23 protein-coding genes, 1 pseudogene and 1 other annotated feature are annotated in these 24,430 nt (G+C 43.4%); of the genes and pseudogenes, 17 read left to right on the top strand and 7 right to left on the bottom strand.

All coding sequences use genetic code 11. From position 1 onward, the window contains the following. Positions 1–65: 65 nt before the first annotated feature. The 12 genes from AC0OMU_RS15820 to bceB all read left to right on the top strand — a co-directional run bounded on the left by AC0OMU_RS15820 (position 66) and on the right by bceB (position 10,506). Positions 66–338, top strand: a complete 273-nt coding sequence (locus tag AC0OMU_RS15820; protein WP_003229117.1) for a YtzC family protein — start codon at positions 66–68, stop codon at positions 336–338. A gap of 154 nt (positions 339–492) precedes the next feature. Continuing rightward, a complete protein-coding gene (locus tag AC0OMU_RS15815) occupies positions 493–630 on the top strand; it encodes a hypothetical protein (protein WP_047183067.1) in 138 nt (45 codons plus the stop codon). Between the two features lie 33 nt (positions 631–663). Further along, positions 664–1,056 carry a GntR family transcriptional regulator YtrA gene (gene ytrA / locus AC0OMU_RS15810; protein WP_003229121.1) on the top strand — a complete coding sequence of 131 codons (393 nt, stop codon included), beginning with the start codon at positions 664–666 and terminating at the stop codon, positions 1,054–1,056. Beyond that, positions 1,049–1,927, top strand: a complete 879-nt coding sequence (gene ytrB, locus AC0OMU_RS15805; protein ID WP_047183066.1) for an ABC transporter ATP-binding protein YtrB — start codon at positions 1,049–1,051, stop codon at positions 1,925–1,927. The genes ytrA and ytrB overlap by 8 nt, the downstream gene beginning before the upstream one ends. After that, entirely contained in the window at positions 1,921–2,907 is a 987-nt protein-coding gene (ytrC, locus tag AC0OMU_RS15800; RefSeq protein ID WP_047183065.1) for an ABC transporter permease YtrC, read from the top strand. Before ytrB ends, ytrC begins: the two co-directional genes overlap by 7 nt. Positions 2,908–2,936: 29 nt before the next feature. Beyond that, the gene (gene ytrD / locus AC0OMU_RS15795; protein WP_181220055.1) at positions 2,937–3,914 is read left to right on the top strand and encodes an ABC transporter permease YtrD; all 978 of its coding nucleotides are present in this window, start codon (positions 2,937–2,939) and stop codon (positions 3,912–3,914) included. 14 nt (positions 3,915–3,928) lie between these two features. Continuing rightward, complete coding sequence (ytrE, locus tag AC0OMU_RS15790) at positions 3,929–4,624, top strand: ABC transporter ATP-binding protein YtrE (protein WP_047183063.1); 696 nt, start codon at positions 3,929–3,931, stop codon at positions 4,622–4,624. Then, complete coding sequence (gene ytrF / locus AC0OMU_RS15785) at positions 4,614–5,924, top strand: ABC transporter permease YtrF (RefSeq protein ID WP_047183062.1); 1,311 nt, start codon at positions 4,614–4,616, stop codon at positions 5,922–5,924. Before ytrE ends, ytrF begins: the two co-directional genes overlap by 11 nt. A 96-nt stretch (positions 5,925–6,020) precedes the next feature. Next, complete coding sequence (bceR, locus tag AC0OMU_RS15780; RefSeq protein WP_015483587.1) at positions 6,021–6,716, top strand: two-component response regulator BceR; 696 nt, start codon at positions 6,021–6,023, stop codon at positions 6,714–6,716. Beyond that, positions 6,709–7,713: a two-component sensor histidine kinase BceS gene (gene bceS / locus AC0OMU_RS15775; protein WP_015384427.1), complete on the top strand. Its 1,005-nt coding sequence runs from the start codon at positions 6,709–6,711 to the stop codon at positions 7,711–7,713. The genes bceR and bceS overlap by 8 nt, the downstream gene beginning before the upstream one ends. Before the next feature lie 101 nt (positions 7,714–7,814). After that, positions 7,815–8,576 carry a bacitracin ABC transporter ATP-binding protein BceA gene (gene bceA / locus AC0OMU_RS15770; protein ID WP_003229137.1) on the top strand — a complete coding sequence of 254 codons (762 nt, stop codon included), beginning with the start codon at positions 7,815–7,817 and terminating at the stop codon, positions 8,574–8,576. Then, positions 8,566–10,506 carry a bacitracin ABC transporter permease BceB gene (bceB, locus tag AC0OMU_RS15765; RefSeq protein ID WP_047183061.1) on the top strand — a complete coding sequence of 647 codons (1,941 nt, stop codon included), beginning with the start codon at positions 8,566–8,568 and terminating at the stop codon, positions 10,504–10,506. The genes bceA and bceB overlap by 11 nt, the downstream gene beginning before the upstream one ends. A 36-nt stretch (positions 10,507–10,542) precedes the next feature. Here the strand turns inward: bceB and AC0OMU_RS15760 are convergent. Next, positions 10,543–11,288: pseudogene (locus tag AC0OMU_RS15760) on the bottom strand (LMBR1 domain-containing protein). Positions 11,289–11,476: 188 nt separating this feature from the next. Here AC0OMU_RS15760 and AC0OMU_RS15755 point away from each other — a divergent pair. Further along, positions 11,477–12,670, top strand: a complete 1,194-nt coding sequence (locus AC0OMU_RS15755; protein WP_042977570.1) for an MDR family MFS transporter — start codon at positions 11,477–11,479, stop codon at positions 12,668–12,670. A 236-nt stretch (positions 12,671–12,906) separates the two neighbouring features. Here the strand turns inward: AC0OMU_RS15755 and ytvA are convergent, their stop codons facing one another. Then, positions 12,907–13,692, bottom strand: coding sequence for a YtvA family blue-light photoreceptor (gene ytvA, locus AC0OMU_RS15750; protein ID WP_047183059.1), 786 nt, complete (start codon positions 13,690–13,692; stop codon positions 12,907–12,909). A 404-nt stretch (positions 13,693–14,096) separates the two neighbouring features. On the opposite strand from ytvA, the gene AC0OMU_RS15745 reads away from it, so the two are divergent. From AC0OMU_RS15745 to AC0OMU_RS15735, 3 genes are all read left to right on the top strand, one after another. After that, entirely contained in the window at positions 14,097–14,432 is a 336-nt protein-coding gene (locus tag AC0OMU_RS15745) for a DUF4257 domain-containing protein (protein ID WP_003246114.1), read from the top strand. A gap of 102 nt (positions 14,433–14,534) precedes the next feature. Then, positions 14,535–14,749: a binding site (T-box leader), on the top strand. Between the two features lie 107 nt (positions 14,750–14,856). Continuing rightward, entirely contained in the window at positions 14,857–17,271 is a 2,415-nt protein-coding gene (leuS, locus tag AC0OMU_RS15740) for a leucine--tRNA ligase (RefSeq protein ID WP_322839772.1), read from the top strand. A gap of 115 nt (positions 17,272–17,386) precedes the next feature. Next, positions 17,387–17,698 (top strand): rhodanese-like domain-containing protein, encoded by a 312-nt coding sequence (locus AC0OMU_RS15735; protein WP_004398993.1) that lies wholly within the window; start codon positions 17,387–17,389, stop codon positions 17,696–17,698. Between the two features lie 21 nt (positions 17,699–17,719). On the opposite strand, the gene melA is transcribed toward AC0OMU_RS15735, so the two are convergent. The 5 genes from melA to AC0OMU_RS15710 are packed head-to-tail and all read right to left on the bottom strand — an operon-like array spanning position 17,720 to position 23,117. Beyond that, positions 17,720–19,018: an alpha-galactosidase MelA gene (gene melA / locus AC0OMU_RS15730; protein WP_015384421.1), complete on the bottom strand. Its 1,299-nt coding sequence runs from the start codon at positions 19,016–19,018 to the stop codon at positions 17,720–17,722. A gap of 19 nt (positions 19,019–19,037) precedes the next feature. Continuing rightward, on the bottom strand, positions 19,038–19,868 hold the full coding sequence (locus AC0OMU_RS15725) for a carbohydrate ABC transporter permease (protein WP_474241296.1): 831 nt from the start codon (positions 19,866–19,868) through the stop codon (positions 19,038–19,040). Then, positions 19,865–20,776, bottom strand: a complete 912-nt coding sequence (locus AC0OMU_RS15720) for a carbohydrate ABC transporter permease (RefSeq protein WP_015251409.1) — start codon at positions 20,774–20,776, stop codon at positions 19,865–19,867. Before AC0OMU_RS15720 ends, AC0OMU_RS15725 begins: the two co-directional genes overlap by 4 nt. After that, complete coding sequence (locus AC0OMU_RS15715) at positions 20,769–22,049, bottom strand: ABC transporter substrate-binding protein (protein WP_474241295.1); 1,281 nt, start codon at positions 22,047–22,049, stop codon at positions 20,769–20,771. Before AC0OMU_RS15715 ends, AC0OMU_RS15720 begins: the two co-directional genes overlap by 8 nt. A gap of 33 nt (positions 22,050–22,082) precedes the next feature. Beyond that, entirely contained in the window at positions 22,083–23,117 is a 1,035-nt protein-coding gene (locus AC0OMU_RS15710; RefSeq protein WP_474222228.1) for a LacI family DNA-binding transcriptional regulator, read from the bottom strand. Between the two features lie 219 nt (positions 23,118–23,336). Here AC0OMU_RS15710 and AC0OMU_RS15705 point away from each other — a divergent pair, with 219 nt between their 5' ends. After that, on the top strand, positions 23,337–24,236 hold the full coding sequence (locus AC0OMU_RS15705) for a dienelactone hydrolase family protein (RefSeq protein WP_474241294.1): 900 nt from the start codon (positions 23,337–23,339) through the stop codon (positions 24,234–24,236). Positions 24,237–24,430: the final 194 nt, after the last annotated feature.

The raw sequence follows: 24,430 nt of genomic DNA, 5'->3' as shown, positions 1-24,430 counted from the left end.
ATAAAGTCAGATGAGGCTACAATATGAATGATGGATGATTTCCATTACCAAGAGGAGGGGTTACTGTGGCAACAAGACAATCAGTAGATGAACATCTCCAGCAATGTATGCAGGCCTATGATTATGCTGAAGAACAGCTGAAAATCGCTTCTAAACAAGAGCATTATAACGATCAAGAATATAGTGATGCACAAATGCAGCTAGAAGATGCGGTAAATGCCTTGAATAAACTATGGCTGTCGTCAAATGATCAGCAGAGAGAACAGCTGTACAGAATGAGACTTCAGCTTCAATCTTTGCAAAATAATATGATCCTGCAGCACCCTCTTGATGTGTAGGAAAACGGACCCTTTTAAAAGGGTCCGTTTTTTTGTAAAAAAAGGATTGACTTTGTGAGTCAAAGTATTTATTGTATTAAGTGTACTAATTGAAGTAATACACTATAGACACTAATATAAAATCATTTATATATTGACATTAAGGGAGGCAGTTATGAAACATAAAAAACGAAACAAACGTAACGTGCCAATGCTGATTGCGGCATCTGTGATCGCTTGTTCTTTTTTTCTTGTTCTTGTGATGATCGGTTTTGAATGGCAAAAAAGTCTAATTGATCATTTTTATCTATAAAAGGTTCAGATCGTATAGAAAGTAGGGAAGTAAATGATTCAAATCGATCCAAGAAGCTCAACACCCATTTACGAACAAATTATTCAGCAAATGAAAGAGCTTTGTTTGAAAGGGATCATGAAGCCTGGTGATAAGCTTCCTTCTGTCAGAGAATTGGCAACGATCATTATTGCGAATCCGAACACTGTCAGCAAAGCGTATAAAGAGCTTGAGCGAGAAGGGATTATTGAGACGCTGCGGGGCAGAGGGACCTATATATCGGAGAATGCAAAAACGACACTGGTTGAAGGGAAGATGACGATGATTAAAGAGCAACTCAAACAGCTCATCATCGATGCACACTATGCAGGGGTTGAGCTGGAAAAACTGCACGAATGGATAAAGGAAATCAGCGCTGATGTGAAGGGAGGCAAAAAAAATGATTGAACTACGGCAGCTGTCAAAAGCGATTGACGGCAATCAAGTATTAAAAGATGTTTCATTAACAATCGAAAAAGGAGAAATCTTTGGATTGCTTGGACGCAATGGATCAGGGAAAACAACGATGCTTCGCTTAATCCAGCAAATCATTTTCGCTGACAGCGGAACGATTTTATTTGACGGCGTAGAAATCAAAAAGCACCCGAAGGTCAAACAAAATATCATCTACATGCCTGTTCAAAATCCTTTTTACGACAAGTATACATACAAGCAGCTTGTCGATATCTTGAGAAGAATATATCCGAAATTTGATGTCACGTACGCGAATGAACTGATGAACAGATACGAAATTCCAGAAACGAAAAAATACCGTGAGCTGTCGACAGGCTTGAAAAAACAGCTGTCGCTCGTTCTGTCGTTTGCGGCGAGACCGGCGCTGATCCTCCTGGATGAACCGACGGACGGTATTGATGCGGTAACTAGACATGATGTGCTGCAGCTGATGGTCGATGAAGTGGCAGAGCGTGATACGAGCATCCTGATTACGTCCCACCGGCTTGAAGACATAGAGCGGATGTGCAACCGAATTGGTTTTCTTGAAGATAACAGCCTGACCAACGTCATGGATCTTGATGAGTTAAAAGAAGAATACATTAAAATTCAAATGGCTTTCGATACAGATGTCAATTTGGCCATCAGAGAGCAAAACATTCCGATGCTCGATCAGGCCGGTGTGTTTTACACGGTGCTAATTCCGAAAAGCGAAGAGGAGAAAAAGAGCTTTTTGAGAGAGCTGAAGCCAAAAGTATGGAATGAGCTTCCTGTCAACTTGGAAGAAGTGTTCATTGCGAAGTTTGGAGGGAAGCGGAGATGGTAGACCGAGGTCTCCTCTATCGAGAGTGGAAGCAGAATCAAGTGGTGATTTTGCTGAGTATTGTGTTTTTAGTATTGGCAAATCCGCTTTCTATCGTTAATACGTATTTGTCTTATCAAGGGTGTCTTGATCGCCAAGACCCGCAATATTGTGATTTTATTGTGAATTATTCCATAAGCAATCTGATAGATATCAACTGGGTGCCGGGTGTCATTTTGGCGGTCTGCTTCCTCGGAATGGAGCGTTCGAAAGGCACGATGGATTTTATATTAAGCCTTCCATATAACAGAAGCCAAATTTTTCAGACAAAATTTTGGTTAGGCGGTTTTGTGATTGTGCTGTCACAATTGATTGGCTTTTTACTTGCATGGCTGCTAATTCTTGTCTATAACCCTGAACACGTCTACTTTTTTGAGCACAGCAGCATTGGAGTAATCGTGATAAGTTTTATGGCTTTTTCACTGGTGATGGCCGCCGGAGCGTTAACTGGAAATGCTTTTGCCCAACTGTTAACCGCGTTTTCTGCAGCTATATTGCCGTATTTAATTATTGCATTGCCGGTTGGAAACCTAGAAGTTGTTTTTGGTGTGAATATATGGGAAATATTCCCTTCCCCTGAGAGTTATTTCTCTCTGGCAAGCAATTTATCGAACCTAGTACCGATTAGTTACGTTGTAAATGAATGGCTGATTAACAGTAAATATCTTTTATTGATTCCAGCCGTAATGAGCATGCTATTTTACTTGATTGGCTTTATAAGCTTCAAAAAGCTTCCAAGTGAACGGAACGGACACTTTTTCTTATGGAACAAATTAGATCGTCCGGTGCAAATTCTGGTTATGGCTTTCGGCATCCTTGGATTTGGTTTATTTGGATACTATACCGGACATTCCATTATTGGTTATATTTTGGGTATGATCATTGGGGCAGTGGCTGGATTCTTTGTGAGCTACTTCTCTATTTATAAGAAAACAAAAGTGTAAGAAATGCCTTAGGTTTGGAGGGAAGTGAGTTGCCGGATTCCGGACTGCTTTACAAAGAGTGGCGGCAGAATAAAGTCGCCTTAGTTATCACTATTTTGGTTTTTATATTGGGTAATCCATTATCAATTTTAAATATGTATCTCATCTATCAAGGCTGTGTCACTGGAAAAGAAAATTGGGTCGGCCCCTGCGTATTCAGCGTTGATTATATAAACAGCTCATTTATCTCGGTATTTTGGGTTTTGGGAGTCGTTTTGGCGGTCAGCCTGCTAGGGATTGAACGAAGCAAGGGCTTTTTTGATTTTACATTAAGCCTTCCGTATACAAGAGGGCAGATATTTCATGCGAAGTTTCTTACTGGCGGAATGGTGATTGTGATACCGCAACTTATAGGTTATGTTTTATCTGTTTTGCTGATCATACTTTTGAAGCCTGATCAGGCCGTTTATTTTCACAATTACAGCTTGGGAATGATTATTGTTAGCATGCTGGCTTATTCTTTGGTTATGGCCGGAGGAGCTTTGACAGGCAATAGTTTCGCACAGCTTTTGGTCTCATTTACCGTAGCCATTTCGCCATTTTTGCTCATCAGCCTGCCTGCGATCAACCTTGAGATCCTTTTTGGCGGATCAATAGATTTTATCCATGGTCCAGTACCCAAATGGGTGCAGTATTTCATTCCGATAATTTATGTAGACTCGAAATGGGCTGAGAATTCACCATATTATTTAGTGATTCCGGCTATCATGACTATCATCTTCTACATCATCGGCTATATTAGTTTTGTCAAACTATCTAATGAAAGAAACGGGTACTTCTTCTTATGGAAGCCGCTTGACCGTCCGGTGCAGATTATCGTTATTATCATAGGAATCATGGGTTTTGGGTACTTTGGATTTTCCGCCAGCGAAAGCTTTGCAGGCTATCTCATTGGCATGGCTGCCGGCGCGGTAATCGGTTTCTTGATTAGTTATTTTGCGATTTATAAAAAAACGAAACTTTTGTAAGGGAGAGAGAACTTATGATAGATGTTCAGCATATCGACCATTCTTTCAAGATCGGAAAAAAGGGCCGTGAGAATGAAGTTCCAGTATTGAAGGATGTTTCATTACGTGTGGCGAAAGGGGAAATCGCCTGCATTGTCGGGCGAAGCGGATCAGGTAAATCAACGCTTTTGAATTTAATTTCCGGCTACATATCGCCGACAAAAGGGCGGATTGTCATTAATGGCACTGATGTTACGGGGTTTAATGAAAAGGAATGGGCGCAATTTCGGCTTGACCATTTCGGGTTTATTTTCCAAAGCTTTCAGCTCATCCCGGGTTTAACGACGTATGAGAATGTGGAAATGCCGTTGGCGTTAAAAGGAATCAAGCCTTCTGAGCGGAAGCAAAAGGTGCAGGACATGCTGAAACGTGTCGGTCTGGAAAATCACGCCGCTCATTATCCGAATGAACTGTCAGGCGGCCAGCAGCAGCGTGTCAGTATTGCTCGAGCGTTGATTTTAAATCCTTCGATTATCTTAGCGGATGAGCCGACGGGAAGCCTTGATTCAGAAACGGAACATGAAGTGCTGGAATTGATCCAGCAGCTGAATCGTGAGCGTGGCATTACATTTGTGATCATTACTCACGATGATGAAGTCGCTTCTATCGGACATTCAAAATTTCAGCTTCATGATGGTGTGCTAAAAGGAGGAATTACCGTTGAGGTTTAAGGATCAGGTTCATTTTATCAGAAGAAATATGAAGAAAAACAGACTTCGCGTCTTTATGACGATTCTTGCAACAACGATGGCGTGTGCGTTTTTGGTTGTGCTGTCGTCCGTTGGATTTGGGATTCAAAAGACAATTACAGATATGACAATGAGCCAGCAGGTTGTAACGAAAGTCAGTGTAATGGGCAAGGAAGGAGACAAGCCTATTAAAAAAGCTGATTTAGAGAAGTATGATCACGTAAGGTCAGTTGTAGAAAGAACGCAAGTGTATGAACCAAACAAAGCTACTTTAGGCAATCGTACAAATGAAAGCTCAAATCTCATTTTTACTAATATGAATGATGAATTAAAGGCCAATATGGAATTGGAAAAGGGAAGAGTCGCAAAGTCGGAAAATGAAATCGTAGTAGGATACGACTTTGCAAAGAGATTATTAACGAAAAAAGAATCGGAAGAATATAACAAAAAAATCGAGGAAGCAAAAGGAAATCCAGAAGATATAAAAGAACCAAAGGGCTATACGAAAGATATTCTGAACAAAACAATTGAACTAAGTGTATCGAAGACAGATCCTAAAACAGGGGATGTTACAAAAACAAAAACATATGACTTTAAAATTGTCGGTATTACAAAAAAACCATCTCAAGACTGGATGGAGGACTCAAACATTTTTATCAGTGATCAATTCAAAAAAGATTTTTCGGAATTCTTAGATTTCAAAGGCGGAAATGTTGAAACGAACATTGGCGTTTTTGCTGATAAGTTTGAGAATGTGGAACAGCTGACAAATGATCTAACCGATGACGGGTACTATGTCACATCAGTGACTACCGAACTTGAGGGAGCCAATACCTTCTTCATGGTCTTCAAAATCGGACTGATCTTTGTCGGATGTATCGCAGTTATCATTTCAGCGATCGGCATTTTTAACACGATGACGATGGCGGTGACAGAGAGAACGCAAGAGATCGGCATTATGAAAGCGATTGGGGCGAGCCCGTCAATCATTCGCCGAATGTTCTTGATGGAAAGCGCGTATATCGGAATTTTAGGCTGTGTGATTGGGATTATCATTTCTTACGGCGTGAGCTACCTTGTCAACCTGGCCGTTCCGATGATTCTTGCGGCCACAAGCGGAAGCGATGCGGGCGACTTGAATTACACATTCTCCTACATCCCGGCGAGTCTTGTGATCATTGCCGTTGTGATTTGCGGAGGGGTCGCAGTCATTTCCGGAATGAACCCGGCGAGAAAAGCAACAAAAACCAACGTGCTGACAGCGTTGAGAAGAGAACTATAATGCGAACGAGCCGGCTGAGACAGCCGGCTTTTTCTATAGCACATGCTGGCGTTTTGCTATACACTTGATAAAAAAGGAAAAAGTGCGGTGAGTTGATTGTTTAAACTTTTGCTGATTGAAGATGATGAATCGCTGTTTCATGAAATCAAGGATCGTTTAACGGGATGGTCCTATGATGTATACGGCATTCAGGATTTCAGTCAGGTGCTGCAGGAATTTGCGGCGGTTAATCCTGATTGTGTCATTATTGATGTACAGCTGCCTAAATTTGACGGCTTTCATTGGTGCCGGCTGATCCGCTCCCGGTCAAATGTTCCGATTCTCTTTTTATCCTCCCGGGATCATCCTGCTGATATGGTGATGTCCATGCAGCTCGGGGCAGATGACTTTATTCAAAAGCCATTTCATTTTGATGTGCTGATCGCGAAAATCCAAGCGATGTTCCGGCGTGTGCACCATTATAATACGGAGCCGAATACGATTAAAACGTGGTGCGGCGCTGCTGTAGACGCGGAGCAGAATCTCGTCAGCAATGACAAAGGATCTGTTGAACTGACCAAAAATGAAATGTTCATTCTAAAACAATTAATAGAGCAAAAAAACAAGATCGTCAGCCGGGAAGAGCTGATCAGAAGCTTGTGGAACGATGAGCGTTTTGTTAGTGATAATACGCTGACCGTCAATGTCAATCGCCTGCGAAAAAAACTGGACGTCCTGCAGCTTGGTGCATATATCGAGACAAAGGTGGGCCAGGGCTACATCGCGAAGGAAGAGGACAAGTTCTATGATTAAAGCATTCCTTATCGAAAGGCGGAGCTGGATTGCCGCGTTTTTGTTTCAGCAGGCTTTGATGCTGTTCATTGCTTTTGTCGATCCTTCCATATCATTCGGGAATGTACTTTATATGGTGTATTTGTGCATCTTGTTTTTTATCATATTCCTTTGGTTCCGCTATCGGAAAGAAACAGCGTTTTATAAAAGCTTGAAAACATGGGAGAACAATCTCGATGTGACAGCCATAAATGAACCGGAAACGCCGTTTGAAGCAATGGTTGAAAGAAGCATTGCCGGGCAAACAGAACACTTGAAGCAGACCGCAGCACGGCATCGCTTAGCATTGGAAAATGAAAAAGATGAGCTGATGGCATGGATCCATGAGGTCAAAACCCCATTAACAGCGATGCATTTAATCATTGATAGAATGGAAGAAAAAGCACTGAAATCCCAGCTGTCATATGAATGGCTGCGTATTCACCTGCTTCTTGATCAGCAGCTTCATCAGAAACGCATTTCATTTATTGAAAACGATCTGTCAGTAGAATTCATTCAGCTTCAGCCTTTGATCTTTAAAGAAATCAAAGATTTACAATCGTGGTGTATCCAAAAAGGGATCGGTTTTGACATACAGCTCGATGCCAAAGAAGTGCTAAGCGATGCAAAATGGCTGGCGTTTATCATCAGGCAGCTGCTGACAAACGCGGTGAAATACAGCGAAGCCTCTGAAATCGAGATTAAAAGCTTTCAAAAAGGGGAACAGACGCAGCTCCAAGTGAAAGATTGTGGCAGGGGCATTGATCCAAAAGATGTACCGCGTATTTTTGATAAAGGGTTTACATCCACAACGGATCACCATGATCAAGCGTCAACTGGCATGGGGCTGTACTTGGCAAAAAAAGCAGCGGCGCCGTTATTGATCCTTATTGATGTTGAGTCGGAGTTTGGTGCGGGGACAGTTTTTACATTAACCTTTCCAATACGGAATCAATTTGAACATGTCATAAGCGTGTGACGAAAATGTCACATGCTTTTCTTTTTTGTTCGCCGTATCGAAGGAAAAGCCCGGCATTCCTTTTTATAATGAGATTATCCAATATAAAGGAGACTGCATAAATGGTGATTTTAGAAGCGAATAAAATTCGAAAAAGTTATGGAAACAAGCTGAATAAACAGGAAGTGCTGAAGGGCATCGATATTCACATTGAAAAGGGCGAATTCGTCAGTATTATGGGTGCTTCCGGGTCGGGAAAAACCACTTTGCTCAACGTTCTTTCCTCAATCGATCAGGTCAGTCACGGAACCATTCATATTAATGGAAATGACATGACGGCTATGAAGGAAAAGCAGCTGGCTGAATTTAGAAAACAGCATTTAGGCTTTATCTTTCAGGATTACAATTTGTTAGACACATTGACAGTGAAAGAGAATATCCTTCTGCCTTTATCGATCACGAAACTATCAAAAAAGGAAGCCAATCGCAAGTTTGAGGAAGTTGCAAAGGAACTGGGAATATATGAATTGCGGGATAAGTACCCGAATGAAATTTCCGGCGGCCAGAAGCAGAGAACATCCGCCGGAAGAGCGTTTATTCATGACCCGAGCATTATTTTCGCTGATGAACCGACCGGCGCGCTTGATTCGAAATCGGCCTCTGATCTATTAAATAAGCTGAGCCAGCTCAATCAAAAACGAAACGCCACGATTATTATGGTTACCCATGATCCCGTCGCTGCCAGCTACTGCGGCAGAGTCATTTTTATTAAGGACGGGCAAATGTATACACAGCTGAATAAAGGGGGCCAGGACAGGCAGACGTTTTTCCAGGATATTATGAAAACGCAAGGCGTGTTAGGCGGGGTGCAGCATGAACATTAATCAGCTCATCCTGCGAAATTTGAAAAAGAATCTTCGTAATTACTATCTGTATGTGTTTGCGCTCATCTTTAGCGTGGCGCTTTATTTCGCCTTTGTCACGCTGCAGTATGACCCAGCAATTAACGAAGTGAAGGCTTCGATCAAGGGAGCTGCGGCTATTAAAACCGCTTCGATTTTGCTTGTGGCTGTTGTGGCGATCTTCATTTTATATGCCAATACGATTTTTATTAAGAGACGGAGTAAAGAAATCGGGTTGTTTCAATTAATTGGAATGACGAAGCATAAAATTTTTCGCATCTTAAGTGCAGAAAATGTCATGCTGTATTTCGGTTCATTAGCGATCGGGGTAGCGGCCGGGTTTTCGATATCGAAGCTGGTCTTGATGATTCTGTTCAAAATTGTCGATGTCAAAGCGGATGCGAAACTGCATTTTTCTGAGCAGGCCTTGGTCCAAACGGTCATTGTGTTCTGCGGCATTTACCTTTTGATCATGATCATGAATTATACGTTTATCAAAAAACAGAGTATTTTATCTTTGTTTAAAGTAACGTCCTCCACTGAAGACAAAGTGAAGAAAATATCATTTTTCCAAATGCTGATCGGCGCTTTAGGCATCGTGTTGATTTTGACAGGATACTATGTGTCTTCTGAGCTGTTTGGCGGAAAATTTAAGACCATTAATGAACTGTTTGTTGCGATGAGCTTCATTCTGGGGAGCGTCATTATCGGGACGTTTTTGTTTTATAAAGGATCAGTTACGTTTATCTCGAATATCATTCGAAAAAGCAAGGGCGGCTACTTAAATATTTCTGAGGTCCTGTCACTGTCATCGATCATGTTCAGAATGAAATCGAATGCGCTGCTGCTGACGATTATTACAACCGTTTCAGCGCTCGCCATCGGGCTGTTATCTCTTGCTTACATCTCGTATTACTCATCGGAAAAGACCGCTGAACAAAATGTAGCGGCTGATTTTTCATTCATGAATGAGAAAGATGCCAAGTTATTTGAAAACAGATTGAGGGAAAGCAACATCTCGTTTGTAAAAAAGGCAACACCTGTCCTGCAAGCAAATGTTGACATTGCAAATATTATGGATGGAACTCCGAAAGAGATGCAGGGCGACCCCAGCAATATGCAGCTTGCTGTTGTTAGCGACAAAGATGTAAAAGGAGTCGATGTGGCGGCTGGAGAAGCCGTTTTCTCAGGATACACCGACTTGCTGCAAAAAATAATGGTTTTCAAGGACTCTGGTGTTATTAAAGTAAAAAGCAAACATGAGACGCAGCCATTAAAATATAAAGGATTAAGAGAAGAGTTTCTTGTATCCTACACGTTTACAAGCGGGGGCATGCCCGCTGTCATTGTGGATGACAGCCTGTTTAAACAGCTGAACAAGGATAAGGACCCCCGCATTCAGCTGGCGCAATCTACATTTATCGGCGTCAATGTGAAACATGACGATCAAATGGAAAAAGCAAATGAGCTTTTTCAACAGGTGAACAAGAAAAACGAGCATTTATCAAGACTGGATACAAGCGCTGCGCAAAAATCACTGTTTGGTATTGTGATGTTCATCGTCGGCTTCTTAGGGTTAACGTTCCTGATTACATCAGGTTGTATCCTTTATTTTAAACAAATGGGTGAAAGTGAAGATGAAAAACCGAGCTATACGATTTTAAGAAAACTCGGTTTTACGCAGGGCGACCTGATAAAGGGGATACGCATCAAACAAATGTACAACTTCGGCATTCCGCTTGTTGTCGGCCTCTTCCACAGTTACTTTGCCGTCCAATCCGGCTGGTTCTTATTCGGATCAGAGGTATGGGCGCCTATGATTATGGTGATGGTGTTATATACTGCGCTCTACTCCATTTTTGGTTTTCTGTCAGTTCTTTATTATAAGAAGGTCATTAAATCGTCGTTGTGAAACAGAAAAAGCTCCAGACATTCTGGAGCTTTTTGTTTATCGTTTAGGCGCCCGATAACCGGCGGCTTCAGCTTCTTCAACTGAGCAAAACATTTCAGCCGGATCGGTTGTCCTGTCATAGTATGTACTGCCTGGCGTGTGGTAGATGCCGTTTTTGCTTCCTTTGATATTACAGCCTTCTGCTTTGTCAGCTGTTTTGGTTTCATCACTTTTACTCGTATTGTTTGAAGAACTTCCAGTGTCTTCATGAGAACTGGCGGTTTGGCTTTCCGTCTCTTTTAATTGATTTTCAAGTTTTGTTTTATCTTGTCGGAGTGTTTCGTTTTCAGCCTTTGCCGTTTTTGCATCTTCTTTGAGCTGCTTTTGATTTTCTTGAAGCTCTTTAATTTCAGCTTTTAATGATTTCTGAGTCTTTTTTAGATCGCTATTTTCGTTTTTAAGCTTCTCAAGCTTGTCGTGATCTTCTTTGTTGTCTTTTAATTTCTTTGCTTCAGAGCTGACAGATTTATATTCTTTCTCAAGTTCTTCGTGCTCTTTTGTGAGGTTTTATATTCGGCGTTTAGCGCTGAATATTTTTTCTCGGCATTTGCTGCGGCAGTGTCAGGTTCTGCCAATGCTGCCCCGGTAAAGAGCAGCACAAGGCCTCCAATGAAAAGCGGCCAAAAAAGTCTCTTGGAGAAACGTTTTTCCTTTTTCAGTACATATCTGACAAGGTGATATAATCCATAGCCCAGTGAAATGAGACATGCCAGAAAACCTAAGAATGCTAATACCATTTCCATAATATGACCCCTTTTTCTATTTATTTTACATTTTTCAAACAATATTTGTTAGATTTTTTCACGCTCATCAGTTGAAAAATGTGAGAGAGACAGATAGAATGAATGTGCTATGATAACTGGATTCGTACGGAGCCGTTTTAGGTTTCGTTTTTTTCATGAGCTTTTTTAGGTAAGAAAGGGGGATGAGTATGCCGCGTGCTCTTAAAATTTTAGTCATTGGAATGTTTATCAATGTGACGGGTGCTTCTTTTTTATGGCCGCTGAATACGATTTATATCCATAATCATTTAGGAAAGTCGTTAACAGTAGCCGGACTTGTCCTGATGCTGAATTCCGGCGCAAGTGTGGCTGGTAATTTATGCGGAGGTTTTTTGTTTGATAAAATCGGTGGTTTTAAATCGATTATGCTTGGGATAGCCATTACGTTAGCAAGCCTGATGGGTCTTGTCTTTTTTCATGATTGGCCAGCCTATATTGTGCTGCTGACGATTGTGGGCTTTGGCTCCGGTGTTGTTTTTCCGGCCAGCTACGCAATGGCGGGATCGGTATGGCCTGAAGGGGGAAGGAAGGCATTTAATGCGATATATGTCGCGCAAAACGCGGGTGTGGCCGTCGGTTCAGCACTTGGCGGTGTCGTGGCGTCTTTCTCGTTTTCATATGTATTTTTGGCGAATGCCGCGCTGTATCTGGTCTTTTTCTTTATTGTATATTTCGGATTTCGAAATATTCAGACGGGAGATGCGTCCCAAACGTCTGTGCTTGATTACGATGCTGTGAACAGCAAAGCAAAATTTGCCGCACTGATCATTTTAAGCGGAGGCTATGTACTCGGATGGCTGGCTTATTCTCAATGGTCAACCACAATTGCTTCGTACACACAAAGCATTGGAATATCTCTTTCCTTATACAGCGTGCTATGGACAGTTAACGGAATTCTCATTGTGCTCGGCCAGCCGCTCGTCAGTTTTGTGGTGAAAAAATGGGCCGAGTCGCTAAAAGCGCAAATGGTCATCGGCTTTATCATTTTTATTGTGTCTTTCAGCATGCTGCTGACTGCAAAGCAATTTCCGATGTTTCTCGCTGCGATGGTGATCCTGACGATCGGAGAAATGCTTGTTTGGCCTGCTGTGCCGACAATTGCCAATCAGCTTGCCCCTAAAGGGAAAGAAGGCTTTTATCAAGGCTTTGTCAACAGTGCGGCGACAGGCGGCAGAATGATTGGTCCCCTGTTCGGAGGAGTGCTTGTCGATCATTACGGCATTAAGGCCCTTGTTTTATCTCTGTTGGTATTGCTGCTGATCAGTATTGCCACAACGCTTCTATATGACAAACGGCTAAAATCAGCTAAAGAAACAAATAAGCAGGCATCAATTTCTTCATAATAAAAGATCCCGCCGAATGAGCGGGATCTTTCAGCGTGTCGACAAACCCTCGCATTCGTTGTCAGGCCTGCGCTTCGGTGCTCACGAATTAGAACATTCGCTCCGCTCCTATGCTCGTCCTTCCTAGACTTCAAGGGTTTTCAATCACGCTGAAAAGATGACAAAATCCTAAAATGAAAACCATTTTAGGATTTTGTCAACAATCTGAAAGATCCCGCCGGATGAGCGGGATCTTTTTACATAATCGGAAGCACTTTAACGGCATCCTTTACATTTGAATATGTTTTCAGCGACGAAAAATTGGCATCCAGTTTATTCATTTTCATGGCCAATTCAGGCTTAATGCCAGTAATGATTAATTCGGTTCCGGTCAATTTCAGCAAATGGCTCAGCTTGAAAATTTGGTCGGCCGTTTGTTCGTTCACTTGGGCCAATCCGGATAAATCAATGATCAAATAATCATCTTTGGATGTTGATAAGATATTCGTCAATGTGCAAACAATGGAATTAAATCGCTCCTCTGTCAGGTTTCCGACTAGCGGAAGAGCTGAAATGCCATTGCGAATCGGGACAATAGGAGTTGAAAGTGCAGTAATTTCCGTGAGGGAATCCTCGAGAAGCTTTTCATACTCTTTTTGCTTGGTGATGTCTTTCTGAATTCCGACAAAATACGTTTTATCCTCTATAACCATTGGATCAATATTTAATTCATTCCAGAACATCGTTCCGTCTTTTTTGTAGTTTTGAATCTGAACGGTGACCGGTTCTTTATTTTGTAAAGCGGTTCTGATGTTCTCCACTTCTGCAGGATCTGTGTGTTTCCCCTGTAAGAAGCGGCAGTTCTTTCCTAAAATTTCCTCGGTCTCGTAGCCGGTCATTTGAACAAAGCCTTGATTTACGTAGACAATAGGATTATCTTCAAGTGCGGGATCTGTAATTACCACACCGACTCGCACGTGATCAAGCGCTTTTTTGATGACTTCCAGCTGTCCTGGTATCCCAAATGATTGAAAACTAGCCATATAAATCCCCCTTAGGCCGTCAGCTTGCTATGCGAAAGCCTGATATTCCCCTTTTTAAAAATGAATTCTACAGTAACCGTAGCACAACACATGTTCTGATTCAAGCAAGTGCAGTTTGTTGTTTGTCATTAGGGCTTGTCCTCGTATACACTAAAAATAAGAACAGAATTTGAACATATGAACGGAAAGGTTTTCTACATGCTAAATAGGTGACTAGGTAAATGTCACTGGGTGAAAAATGAATCCAATGCATCAAGCTTACCGATCATGTGTTCACATATAATGGAAGAAACAAGCTTTTTACAGATTTGCCGGTATGTAGATATCGAAAATCATCGGAATCGTTTAAGGGGGCTGGATGGCCTGAAGTCGCTTTACGAAATAAGGGCTTTAGGAAGGTGATGATGAAGATGCTGCATCAGGTACTTATTGCTTGTGTAATTGGAGGAATCATGGGGATTCTCGGTCATGTGAAAAAGAGAGGCAGACTGGAGAAGCCCAGAATGACGAAGCGGTTTATCTACCTTGGATTTTTGGAAGATTGGTTTATCGGAATGACAGCTTCCATTTTACTTGTATTATCCGCTGACCCCGATTCAGGAATTCAACTTGTCATCTTATCCATTATCTCAGGCTACGGCGGTGAAGCTGTTCTCAGAAGTTTTGACTTTGTGAGAGAACTGAACAGCGGCGGCGAGCCGGCCGAGTCCAAACGTCAAACTAAAACTCCACCCGAATAATTGTCCTCAATCTTCGCCCGTTCAGGGTACATTCCCATTGTATACAAACCTGCTTGCACTTATGAACAGAATTCTATAAAATACAGTTAGATTACGGTTGCGATAAGAACAATGAAGAGGAGCAGTAAGAAACAGATATTGTTGCAGAGAGTTGACGGCTGGTGAAAGTCAATCAAGTTTGTTTCCGAACTCACCTCAGAGTTGCAGCGGTGAAAAGCCGCTGACGCATAACTGCGTTAAAAGTATCAAGTGAGTGCGGCGTATGCCGCGCTAACGAGGGTGGTACCGCGGGAAAACGAAAGTCTCTCGTCCCTTTTAGGGATGAGGGAGTTTTTTTTAGTTTGGGAATATTCTGAATAATCCTCTCCTTCCCGTCAATACTTGAACCATACACGCCGTATTCAATCAGAAGGAGGTTTTTACTTTGAGTTTTCAGCACAAAGAGATAGAAAAGAAATGGCAAACATATTGGCTTGAAAACAAGACATTTGCCACTCTTGATAATAATGAAAAACAAAAATTTTACGCGCTGGACATGTTTCCTTATCCGTCTGGAGCTGGGTTGCACGTCGGCCATCCTGAAGGATACACAGCTACGGATATTCTGTCCCGCATGAAGCGCATGCAGGGCTATGATGTCCTTCATCCAATGGGCTGGGACGCATTCGGCCTGCCAGCTGAACAATACGCGCTTGACACAGGGAACGACCCCGCTGTGTTTACGAAGCAGAATATTGATAACTTCCGCCGCCAAATTCAAGCGCTTGGCTTCTCATATGACTGGGATCGCGAAATCAATACGACTGACCCTGAATACTATAAATGGACGCAATGGATTTTCTTAAAGCTATACGAAAAAGGCCTTGCTTACGTTGACGAAGTGCCTGTAAACTGGTGCCCTGCGCTCGGTACGGTTCTTGCCAACGAAGAAGTCATTGACGGCAAGAGCGAACGCGGCGGCCATCCGGTAGAGAGACGCCCAATGAAGCAGTGGATGCTGAAAATCACCGCTTATGCGGACAGGCTCCTTGAGGACTTGGAAGAGCTTGATTGGCCGGAAAGCATTAAAGATATGCAGCGCAACTGGATCGGCCGTTCGGAAGGCGCTCACGTTCATTTTGCTATAGATGGACATGATGATTCCTTTACGGTGTTTACAACAAGACCAGATACGCTGTTTGGCGCTACATATACTGTCCTTGCCCCGGAACACGCATTGGTGGAAAACATCACAACGGCAGAGCAAAAAGAAGCTGTTGAAGCTTATATCAAAGAAATTCAATCAAAGAGTGACCTAGAACGCACAGATCTTGCGAAAACAAAGACAGGCGTATTCACAGGAGCGTATGCGATCAATCCTGTAAACGGAGAAAAACTGCCGATTTGGATTGCGGATTATGTTCTTGCATCATACGGAACAGGTGCTGTCATGGCAGTTCCTGGCCACGATGAGCGTGATTTTGAATTCGCCAAAACATTCGGCCTTCCGGTGAAGGAAGTCGTAAAAGGCGGGAATGTTGAGGAAGCAGCTTATATTGGCGACGGCGAGCACGTGAACTCTGATTTCCTGAACGGCCTTCACAAACAGGAAGCGATTGAGAAAGTGATCGCTTGGCTGGAAGAAACGAAAAACGGTGAGAAGAAAGTGACGTACCGTCTTCGTGACTGGCTCTTCAGCCGCCAGCGTTATTGGGGCGAGCCGATTCCGGTCATTCATTGGGAAGACGGAACGTCAACAGCTGTCCCTGAAGAGGAGCTGCCGCTGATTTTGCCGAAAACGGATGAAATCAAACCGAGCGGAACGGGCGAATCACCGCTTGCGAACATTAAAGAGTGGGTGGAAGTCACAGACCCTGAGACAGGGAAAAAAGGAAGAAGAGAAACGAATACAATGCCGCAATGGGCGGGAAGCTGCTGGTATTTCTTGCGCTATATTGATCCGCACAATCCGGAGCAGCTGGCATCACCAGAAAAATTGGAAAAATGGCTTCCGGTCGATATGTATATCGGCGGTGCAGAGCATGCCGTGCTTCACCTTCTGTATGCCCGCTTCTGGCATAAGTTCCTTTATGATATCGGCGTAGTGCCGACGAAAGAACCGTTCCAAAAGCTGTACAACCAAGGAATGATTCTCGGCGAAAATAACGAAAAAATGAGTAAATCTAAAGGGAACGTTGTCAACCCTGACGAAATCGTGTCCTCTCACGGTGCTGATACGCTGAGATTGTACGAAATGTTCATGGGACCTCTTGATGCTTCAATCGCCTGGTCTGAATCAGGATTAGACGGTGCGCGCCGTTTCCTTGACCGTGTATGGCGCCTATTTATTGAAGACAGCGGTGAGCTTAATGGCAAAATCGTTGAAGGCGCGGGTGAAACATTGGAGCGCGTCTATCATGAAACGGTTATGAAAGTCACAGACCATTATGAAGGCCTTCGTTTCAACACGGGTATTTCCCAGCTGATGGTCTTTATTAATGAAGCTTATAAAGCATCAGAACTGCCGAAAGAATATATGGAAGGCTTCGTGAAGCTTCTTTCTCCTATCGCGCCACACTTAGCGGAAGAGCTTTGGGAGAAGCTTGGCCATTCCGGCACAATTGCCTACGAAGCTTGGCCTGTATATGATGAAACAAAACTTGTGGATGATGAAGTTGAAATCGTTGTTCAGCTGAACGGAAAAGTAAAAGCGAAATTACAGGTTCCTGCCGATGCAACGAAAGAACAGCTGGAACAGCTTGCTCAAGCAGATGAAAAGGTCAAAGAGCAGCTTGAAGGCAAAACGATTCGGAAAATCATCGCGGTGCCTGGGAAGCTTGTCAATATTGTGGCAAACTAAGCCTAGAAAAAATCCCCTTTGCCAAAAGGGGATTTTTTTCATCAGTCTCAGAATAGCAATCGTTCAGCTGACTTTGATATACTGAACATGATCACTGTGAATAGGAGTGTTTTCTTTGGAAATAAAAGAAATCAGCACAGCCGCTTTGAAAGAAAAAATTGAGGCGGACGAAGAATTATATTTAATTGATGTCAGAGAAGATGAAGAGGTAGCGGAAGGCATGATCCCGCAAGCCGTTCATATTCGCATGGGGGATATTCCTGAAAAAATGGAAACCCTTGATAAAGACAAAGAGTACGTATTTATCTGCCGCTCAGGAATGCGCAGCATGAACGTCTGCAAGTACCTGGATGAGCAAGGCTTTAAAACAGTCAATGTTGAAGGCGGCATGATGGCCTGGGAAGGCGAAACAAAACCAAAAAACTAGGGGAGAGCAGTCCCCTAGTTTTTATTTGTATTCCGGAAGCCAATCGCCGTGTGCTGCAAATAAATCGTCACACATGGAGATGATGTCTTTCATGGAAAGCTCCGCGCTTGTATGCGGATCAAGCATTGCAGCTTGGTAAACCGCTTCTTTTTTTTGTGTGACAGCCGCTTCGATTGTCATCAGCTGTGTATTAATATTCGTCCGGTTTAAGGCTGCAAGCTGCTCAGGCAGTTCTCCGGCGAAGCACGGTGTAATTTTTTTTCTGTCGGCGACGCATGTCACTTCCACAACCGCTTTTGAAGGAAGGTTGGTGATCAGCCCTGTATTCAAGACGTTTCCTCCGAAGGTGAATGGTTCGTTTGTTTCCATTGCCTCTATAATTCTTGAACCATATTCCTTTGAGCGTTCGTGCGTAAGGTTTTTATTATTGACGATATCATCCCGCATTTTCTCCCAATTTTCAATTTGCTTGACGCACCTTCTCGGATATTCGTCGAGCGGGATTTGCAGCTCGCTGATCAGTTCAGGGTAATTCCGTTTAATAAAGTATGGGTGATACTCTGCGTTATGTTCGGACGATTCCGTGACATAATAGCCGAACTTATCCATTAATTCAAACCGCACCATATCATGATGCTTTGTTTTTTGTTTTTCTTTCGCTCTCCTTTTGATTTCTGGATATAAATCTGTGCCGTCTTTTTTGACTTCCAAAAGCCAAGCCATATGATTGATGCCTGCGATGCGTTCCTCAATTCCGTCATGCTCCATTCCGAGAGCTTTAAATAAATCCTTCGTGCACACTTGAACACTGTGGCAGAGCCCGATTGTTTTGATATTGGTATAGCGGAGCATGGCGCCTGTAAGAGTGGCCATTGGATTTGTATAGTTTAAGAACCATGCGTCAGGGCACATTTCCTCCATATCTTTTGCGATATCAAATAAGACCGGGATTGTTCTGAGAGATCTGAATATCCCGCCAATGCCGACTGTATCGGCGATCGTCTGGCGCAGCCCATACCGTTTAGGAATCTCGAAATCGATGACTGTGCTCGGTTTGTATCCTCCAACCTGAATCGCATTGATGACATAGCCTGCGTTTTGCAAGGCGAGTTTTCTGTCATCATAGCTATTGATGGCCACACTTGGGTTATAACGGTCTCTTAGATTTTCGAGCATGAGCTGGGATTCTTGCAGGCGTTTGGGATCAATGTCGTAAAGAGCGAACTCAAATCCATTCAGTGCCTCTGTTAACAGGCAGTCTCCCAAAACATTTTTGGCGAAAATCGTGCTCCCTGCACCGATAAATGTAATCTTCTTCATATTGCTTCCCCCTTTAAAGTTAACCCTTTACCGCTCCGGAAGACAGGCCGGCAATAAAGTATTTTTGCAGCGCCAAAAACAGAACAACCATCGGCAGCATTGCCATCAGTGCCGCTGCGGCAACTAAATGAAGGTTGTTTGCGTTTTCTCCGAAAAAACCTGCCATGGCTACTGTTAATGTCTGAACCTTTTGATCTTGTAAAAAGAAAATGGCAAATTGATAGTCGTTCCAAATAAAGACACAAGAAATAATACAGATGGTCGCAGTGATCGGCTTCAGCAGAGGAAACACAATCATAAAAAAGATTTTCAGCATGCCTGCGCCGTCAATTCTTGCGGCTTCTTCAAGCTCTTTTGGAATGGTCGATCGGATAAAGCCTGAATACAAGAATACGGTTAACGGCATGTAAGCCGCTGTATTAATGAAAATGGCGATTGCGTGTGTATTGACCATTCCGGCGTCCACAACCATTCGATACAAAGGAACCATGGACGTTAACGGAGGGATGATCATAATGGAAATCAGCAAGGCAAAAACGGCTTTATTCAGTTTCGTTTCCCGCCGGGCAAGCGGGTAGGCGGCAAGTGAGCCGAATATAATTAATAACAAGGCAGAAAAACCTGTGATGATCATGGTGTTTATAAAAGAGTTTCCTAGCGAAGCGCGCTCCCACGCCTCTGAAAAATTATGAAAGGAGATGTCGGCTGGAAATATCCATTTCGAACTGTAGTCTCCTTTTGCTTTCAATGAAGTGGTCAGCAGGATATAAAAAGGAATAAAATGCGCACAGGCCACAATGGCTGCAAGAAGCGTAATGATCCGCATGCTTTTTGTACGGGCGGCTCTCATGACATTTCCGTCTCCTTTCTTTTAAAGTACGCAAGCGCGCAAAAGCTGATGATCAAAATGACAAATGCCATAAATATGCCTTGCGTTGCGGCATAGCCGGCATCCTGCCGTTTGAAATACAAATCATACATAAATGTGGACATGGATTGTGACGCATTTCCGGGGCCGCCAGCGGTGAGTGCAATGATGACGTCAAACAGCTTTAAGCCTCCGATAATGTTGATGACCATATTAATGGTAATGGAGGGCATTAACAGCGGCAGCGTGATGGTAAAAAACTGCTGGCCTTGTTTCGCGCCATCCATTTGCGCCGCTTCATAGTAGTCTTTCGGAATGCTTTGCAGACCGGCTAAGTAGACAACCATAGCGATCCCGACATATTGATAGGTGTTAATCATGACAATGATCCATGGATTGAGCGAGGGACTGGCGAGCGCATTAATAGGGCTGATGCCGAAGACCCCGAGCAAATCGTTGAGCGCGCCTCCGTCATAGGAGAAGAAAAAGTACCAAATGTAGCCCATAATGAGCGGGCTGATCATCACCGGCAAATACACAATTGTTCTTGTTACCGCTTTCGTTTTAATGCTTTGATTTAAGAGCAGAGCGTACAGAAGCCCGACCACATTTTGAAAAAAGGTGCTGCCAAGCCCGTAAAGCAGAGTGTTTTTTAAGATATGCCAAGTATCAGGATCAGAAAACAGCCTTTCATATTGCGCGAATCCAACCCATTGGTAAACTTGTGAAAAGCCGTTCCAGTTTGTAAAGGTAATCAATGTGCCTTTCACAAACGGATAAATCATAAAGACCAGAACGGAGAGCAAAGCAGGAATGTACATCCACCAAAGTGAGGACTGTTTTTTTGGCTTAACCTGTTTCACATGAACGTCCCTTGCGATCTCACTCATTGTTTTCAGCTCCCTGTGTTTCCGATTGCTCCCTGAGTCGTTTATATTCTCTTCCCAGCTTCTGCGAAATGTCTTGAGGCGCCAAAATGTCAGCCGCCAGCTCCTGTCCGACCGTGCCCAGGACATCCCACATTCCGTTTGGCAAGTATAAACGGTCGAAGTAAGGCTCGACTTTGACATCTTGATAATGCTCATAATCGTTTGCGTAGAAAATATCAGCTTTCACATTGGTCAGCCCTGAAGGAAGCGATGTGGCTTCAGCCATTTGTTTGGCATTGGCCGGGCGGGCCATAAATGCGATAAATTCTTTTGCCTCTTTTAATTGAGGCGAATCTTTCCATGCTGCAAGGGTGTAGCGTTCACCGCCGATCCATATCGGGTCATCACCGGGATGTATGGCAGGTGTCGGGATAATGCCGACCTCGACGTTAGAGTTGATCTGGGCAACGTCTTGGCCGAGTGTGCCGCCTTGCATTGTAAAGGCGATTTTGTTTTGGGCCATTAATTCAATGAGCTGTGATTTTTTTGCCGTTACGGCGTCGATATTGATCAATTTTTCTTGCTGCATTTGTTTGAGGATTTTTGATAAATAAGTGAATTTACTCCATTGAAAAGTGCCGTTGATAAGCTGTTTTTTTTCATTATGGGCAGGGTCTGTGATGAGAAGAGGTGTAGCGAATTGGTCGTAATATTGAGCGAATGAGCTTTTGTCATAGCCGGCAAACCAGAAGGGAACAATGCTTCCCTTGCTCTTTTCTTTAATCGTTCTCAGTGCTTTGATAAAGTCATCCATGGTTTCCGGCGGAGCAATGCCGTAACGGTCTAAAATATTGCGGTTATACGCCAGACCGTCTTTTGCCTGATTGATCGGATAGGCATACACCTTTCCGCTTTTATTTTTGAGGATGCTGTTTAAATTGGGATCAAGATCTTGAGTCCATTCCATATCCCGGAGATCCGCTGTATATTCACCGTACCTGATTTTCCCCCAGCCATGTGTATCGAATAGATCTGGCAAATCATTGGCCGCCATTCTGACACGCATCATATTTTCATAGTCATTGCCTGGGAAATGAAGGCTGACATGAATGTCACTGTGTTCCTTTTCGAATGCTGCCGCTAGTTTTCTGAACGTATCTCTTTCACTGTCGGTTGACATTGTAGAATAAATGGTTAACGTCTTTTTTGCGGTATCTGCTGAGCTTTTCTCTGCTGAACACCCGGGCAGAACAAGCAGAATAAGAGAGAGAAATAAAACAAAAGTGTGTTTCATCTTTTCCTCCTTATCATCGTGATGAATCTTTGCTTATGTCACCTCCTTTGCTGTACATCCGCAGCTTTGTCTTACGATTAATGTTGTAGGCAGGGTGACATGTTGGGGAAGCGTTCGGCCATTGAGACGGTCAAGCAGCAGTTTTACGCCTGTCCGGCCCATTTCCTCTGTGTATACCTTCACCGTCGTTAAAGGCGTGCTGGCAAATTCAGCTTCCTCAATGCCGTTAAAGCTGACGATTGCGGTATCCCGCGGCACTTGCAGTCCGGCTTCCTGCAGCGCTTTTAATGCGCCGATCGCCATAGAATCGCTGGCAATAAAGAATGCTTCCGGCAGATGGCCTTGATCGATTGCTTTCTTCATCAGGCGATAGCCCTCACGCATGCTGTATTCTCCGATCAGCACATGCTCAGGCTGGGGGGCGGCTGACTCCAAAAAAGCGGTCAGGCGTTTGTCTTCAATCGTTCTGCGAATGCTTTGGCCGTCCTTCAGCGTATGCTCTTTTTCTTGTCCGCCAATGTAGCCTAACCGTTTGTAGCCTAAGTCGAAAAGGTGATCAATCGCCTGGCGTGAAGCCGATTCAAAATCGATTCCAATCGAATCGTATGCTTGCGGATCTGGTGAATGATTGATAAATACGGCATGCTCCAGCCTTCCGCTGATATGCTTAACCGCTTCATCATGAACACGGCCGATGACAATGACACCATCCAATTCCCGAAGAATATGTTCCTGAAAGGAGCCGAGATGAATCGAATTTGTAATAAAAATTTCCTGTTCAAAGCATTCCTTTTCAATGCCTTTCCGAATGGAAGAAAAATAAGGGTCCTGCCTTTCCTGATCAGGGGACAGACAGCTCAGCACACCGATCAGCGGCTGGGCCAGCTGTTTTTGCCCGCGGGATTTTCGGCGTTTGGCAACGGTTTGATAACCAAGCTCTTCAGCGATGTTGACGACTCTTTGTCTCGTTTCGCCCGCAACAGAAAGCGACTCATCTTCATTTAAAATTCTGGACACAGTTGCGCTGGAAACATTAGCTTTCAATGCGATATCTTTAATACGAACCATGGGTATCCCTCTCATCTATATTTAGTAAAATATTAACTCATCTGTTTTTGATAAATTGATACTATCATATAAAAGTAAGCGGTTACAACAATTGTTTTCGGAATATTTCGTTATATTTACTAAAAATTTAGTAAATGATGTGATTTATGTTGGAAAAATAAAGGGGAACCCAGATCTGTCTCGTAAATGTGAAGTAAGCGAATAAGGAAGGGTGATGGGATGAGAGCCGAAAGAAGAAAGCAACTGTTTCGATTGCTTGGTGATTTGCCTGATCGGAGGCCAATCAGTGTTGAGACATTACGTATTGAAGAAAGAGAAGAAAATATTGTTGAAACGCTCCTGCTCGATTTAAATGGACATGAAAAGGTGCCCGCTTATTTTGTGAAGCCGAAGAAAACAGAAGGACCGTGCCCAGCCGTATTGTTTCAGCATTCGCATGGGGGCCAGTATGATAGGGGGAAAAGTGAGCTGATTGAGGGAGCGGATTATTTGAAAATGCCTTCTTTTTCTGATGAGCTTACTTCACTCGGATACGGCGTTCTTGCGATTGATCATTGGGGATTTGGAGATCGGCGGGGAAAAGCGGAAAGCGAGATATTTAAAGAAATGCTTCTCACCGGAAAAGTGATGTGGGGGATGATGATTTATGACAGTTTAAGTGCGTTAGACTATATGCAGTCACGCTCTGATGTTCAGCCTGACAGGATCGGAACCATCGGCATGTCTATGGGAGGTTTGCTGGCGTGGTGGACAGCGGCGCTCGATGACCGGATTAAGGTGTGTGTGGATTTGTGCAGCCAGGTGGATCATCACGTGCTGATCAAAACACAGAATCTTGACAGGCACGGCTTTTATTATTACGTCCCATCGCTTGCAAAGCATTTTTCCGCATCGGAGATACAAGGCCTGATAGCGCCGCGCCCGCACCTTAGTCTTGTTGGTGTACACGATCGGTTAACGCCGGCCGAGGGCGTGGACAAAATCGAAAAAGAATTGACAGCTGTCTATGCTGGACAGGGAGCTTCTGATTGCTACCGAGTGGTCCGTTCTGCTTCGGGACATTTCGAAACAGCAGTTATGAGGCATGAAGCTGTCCAGTTTTTGCAAAAGTGGCTGTGATTGTTATAAGAAATCGAAAAAGACCGTTTTCACACAAACGGTCTTTTTGTTTCCTTTTAACCAACTGCATAAATCGATGCTTTCTTCTATTGACAGAAACAGGAGAGAATAATATATTCTAATTGTTAACCTTTAAATATAATTGGTTAACAATTAAAATGAGAAGCACTGCACGTTCTTCAGTTATCAGTGAA

This window comes from Bacillus sp. FAU18 (assembly GCF_056033885.1).
This window is presented reverse-complemented; position numbering and strand designations above follow the sequence as displayed.

Excerpts from the sequence above, each read along its gene's own strand:
- ytvA (WP_047183059.1), bottom strand. The coding sequence starts at position 13,692 with ATGGCTAGTTTTCAATCATTTGGGATACCAGGACAGCTGGAAGTCATC.
- bceS (WP_015384427.1), top strand. The coding sequence starts at position 6,709 with ATGATTAAAGCATTCCTTATCGAAAGGCGGAGCTGGATTGCCGCGTTT.
- bceB (WP_047183061.1), top strand. The coding sequence starts at position 8,566 with ATGAACATTAATCAGCTCATCCTGCGAAATTTGAAAAAGAATCTTCGT.
- bceA (WP_003229137.1), top strand. The coding sequence starts at position 7,815 with ATGGTGATTTTAGAAGCGAATAAAATTCGAAAAAGTTATGGAAACAAG.
- AC0OMU_RS15745 (WP_003246114.1), top strand. The coding sequence starts at position 14,097 with ATGAAGATGCTGCATCAGGTACTTATTGCTTGTGTAATTGGAGGAATC.
- AC0OMU_RS15720 (WP_015251409.1), bottom strand. The coding sequence starts at position 20,776 with ATGAGTGAGATCGCAAGGGACGTTCATGTGAAACAGGTTAAGCCAAAA.
- AC0OMU_RS15705 (WP_474241294.1), top strand. The coding sequence starts at position 23,337 with ATGAGAGCCGAAAGAAGAAAGCAACTGTTTCGATTGCTTGGTGATTTG.
- melA (WP_015384421.1), bottom strand. The coding sequence starts at position 19,018 with ATGAAGAAGATTACATTTATCGGTGCAGGGAGCACGATTTTCGCCAAA.
- AC0OMU_RS15710 (WP_474222228.1), bottom strand. The coding sequence starts at position 23,117 with ATGGTTCGTATTAAAGATATCGCATTGAAAGCTAATGTTTCCAGCGCA.
- ytrA (WP_003229121.1), top strand. The coding sequence starts at position 664 with ATGATTCAAATCGATCCAAGAAGCTCAACACCCATTTACGAACAAATT.
- AC0OMU_RS15725 (WP_474241296.1), bottom strand. The coding sequence starts at position 19,868 with ATGAGAGCCGCCCGTACAAAAAGCATGCGGATCATTACGCTTCTTGCA.
- AC0OMU_RS15815 (WP_047183067.1), top strand. The coding sequence starts at position 493 with ATGAAACATAAAAAACGAAACAAACGTAACGTGCCAATGCTGATTGCG.
- ytrE (WP_047183063.1), top strand. The coding sequence starts at position 3,929 with ATGATAGATGTTCAGCATATCGACCATTCTTTCAAGATCGGAAAAAAG.
- AC0OMU_RS15715 (WP_474241295.1), bottom strand. The coding sequence starts at position 22,049 with ATGAAACACACTTTTGTTTTATTTCTCTCTCTTATTCTGCTTGTTCTG.
- ytrC (WP_047183065.1), top strand. The coding sequence starts at position 1,921 with ATGGTAGACCGAGGTCTCCTCTATCGAGAGTGGAAGCAGAATCAAGTG.
- AC0OMU_RS15755 (WP_042977570.1), top strand. The coding sequence starts at position 11,477 with ATGCCGCGTGCTCTTAAAATTTTAGTCATTGGAATGTTTATCAATGTG.
- ytrB (WP_047183066.1), top strand. The coding sequence starts at position 1,049 with ATGATTGAACTACGGCAGCTGTCAAAAGCGATTGACGGCAATCAAGTA.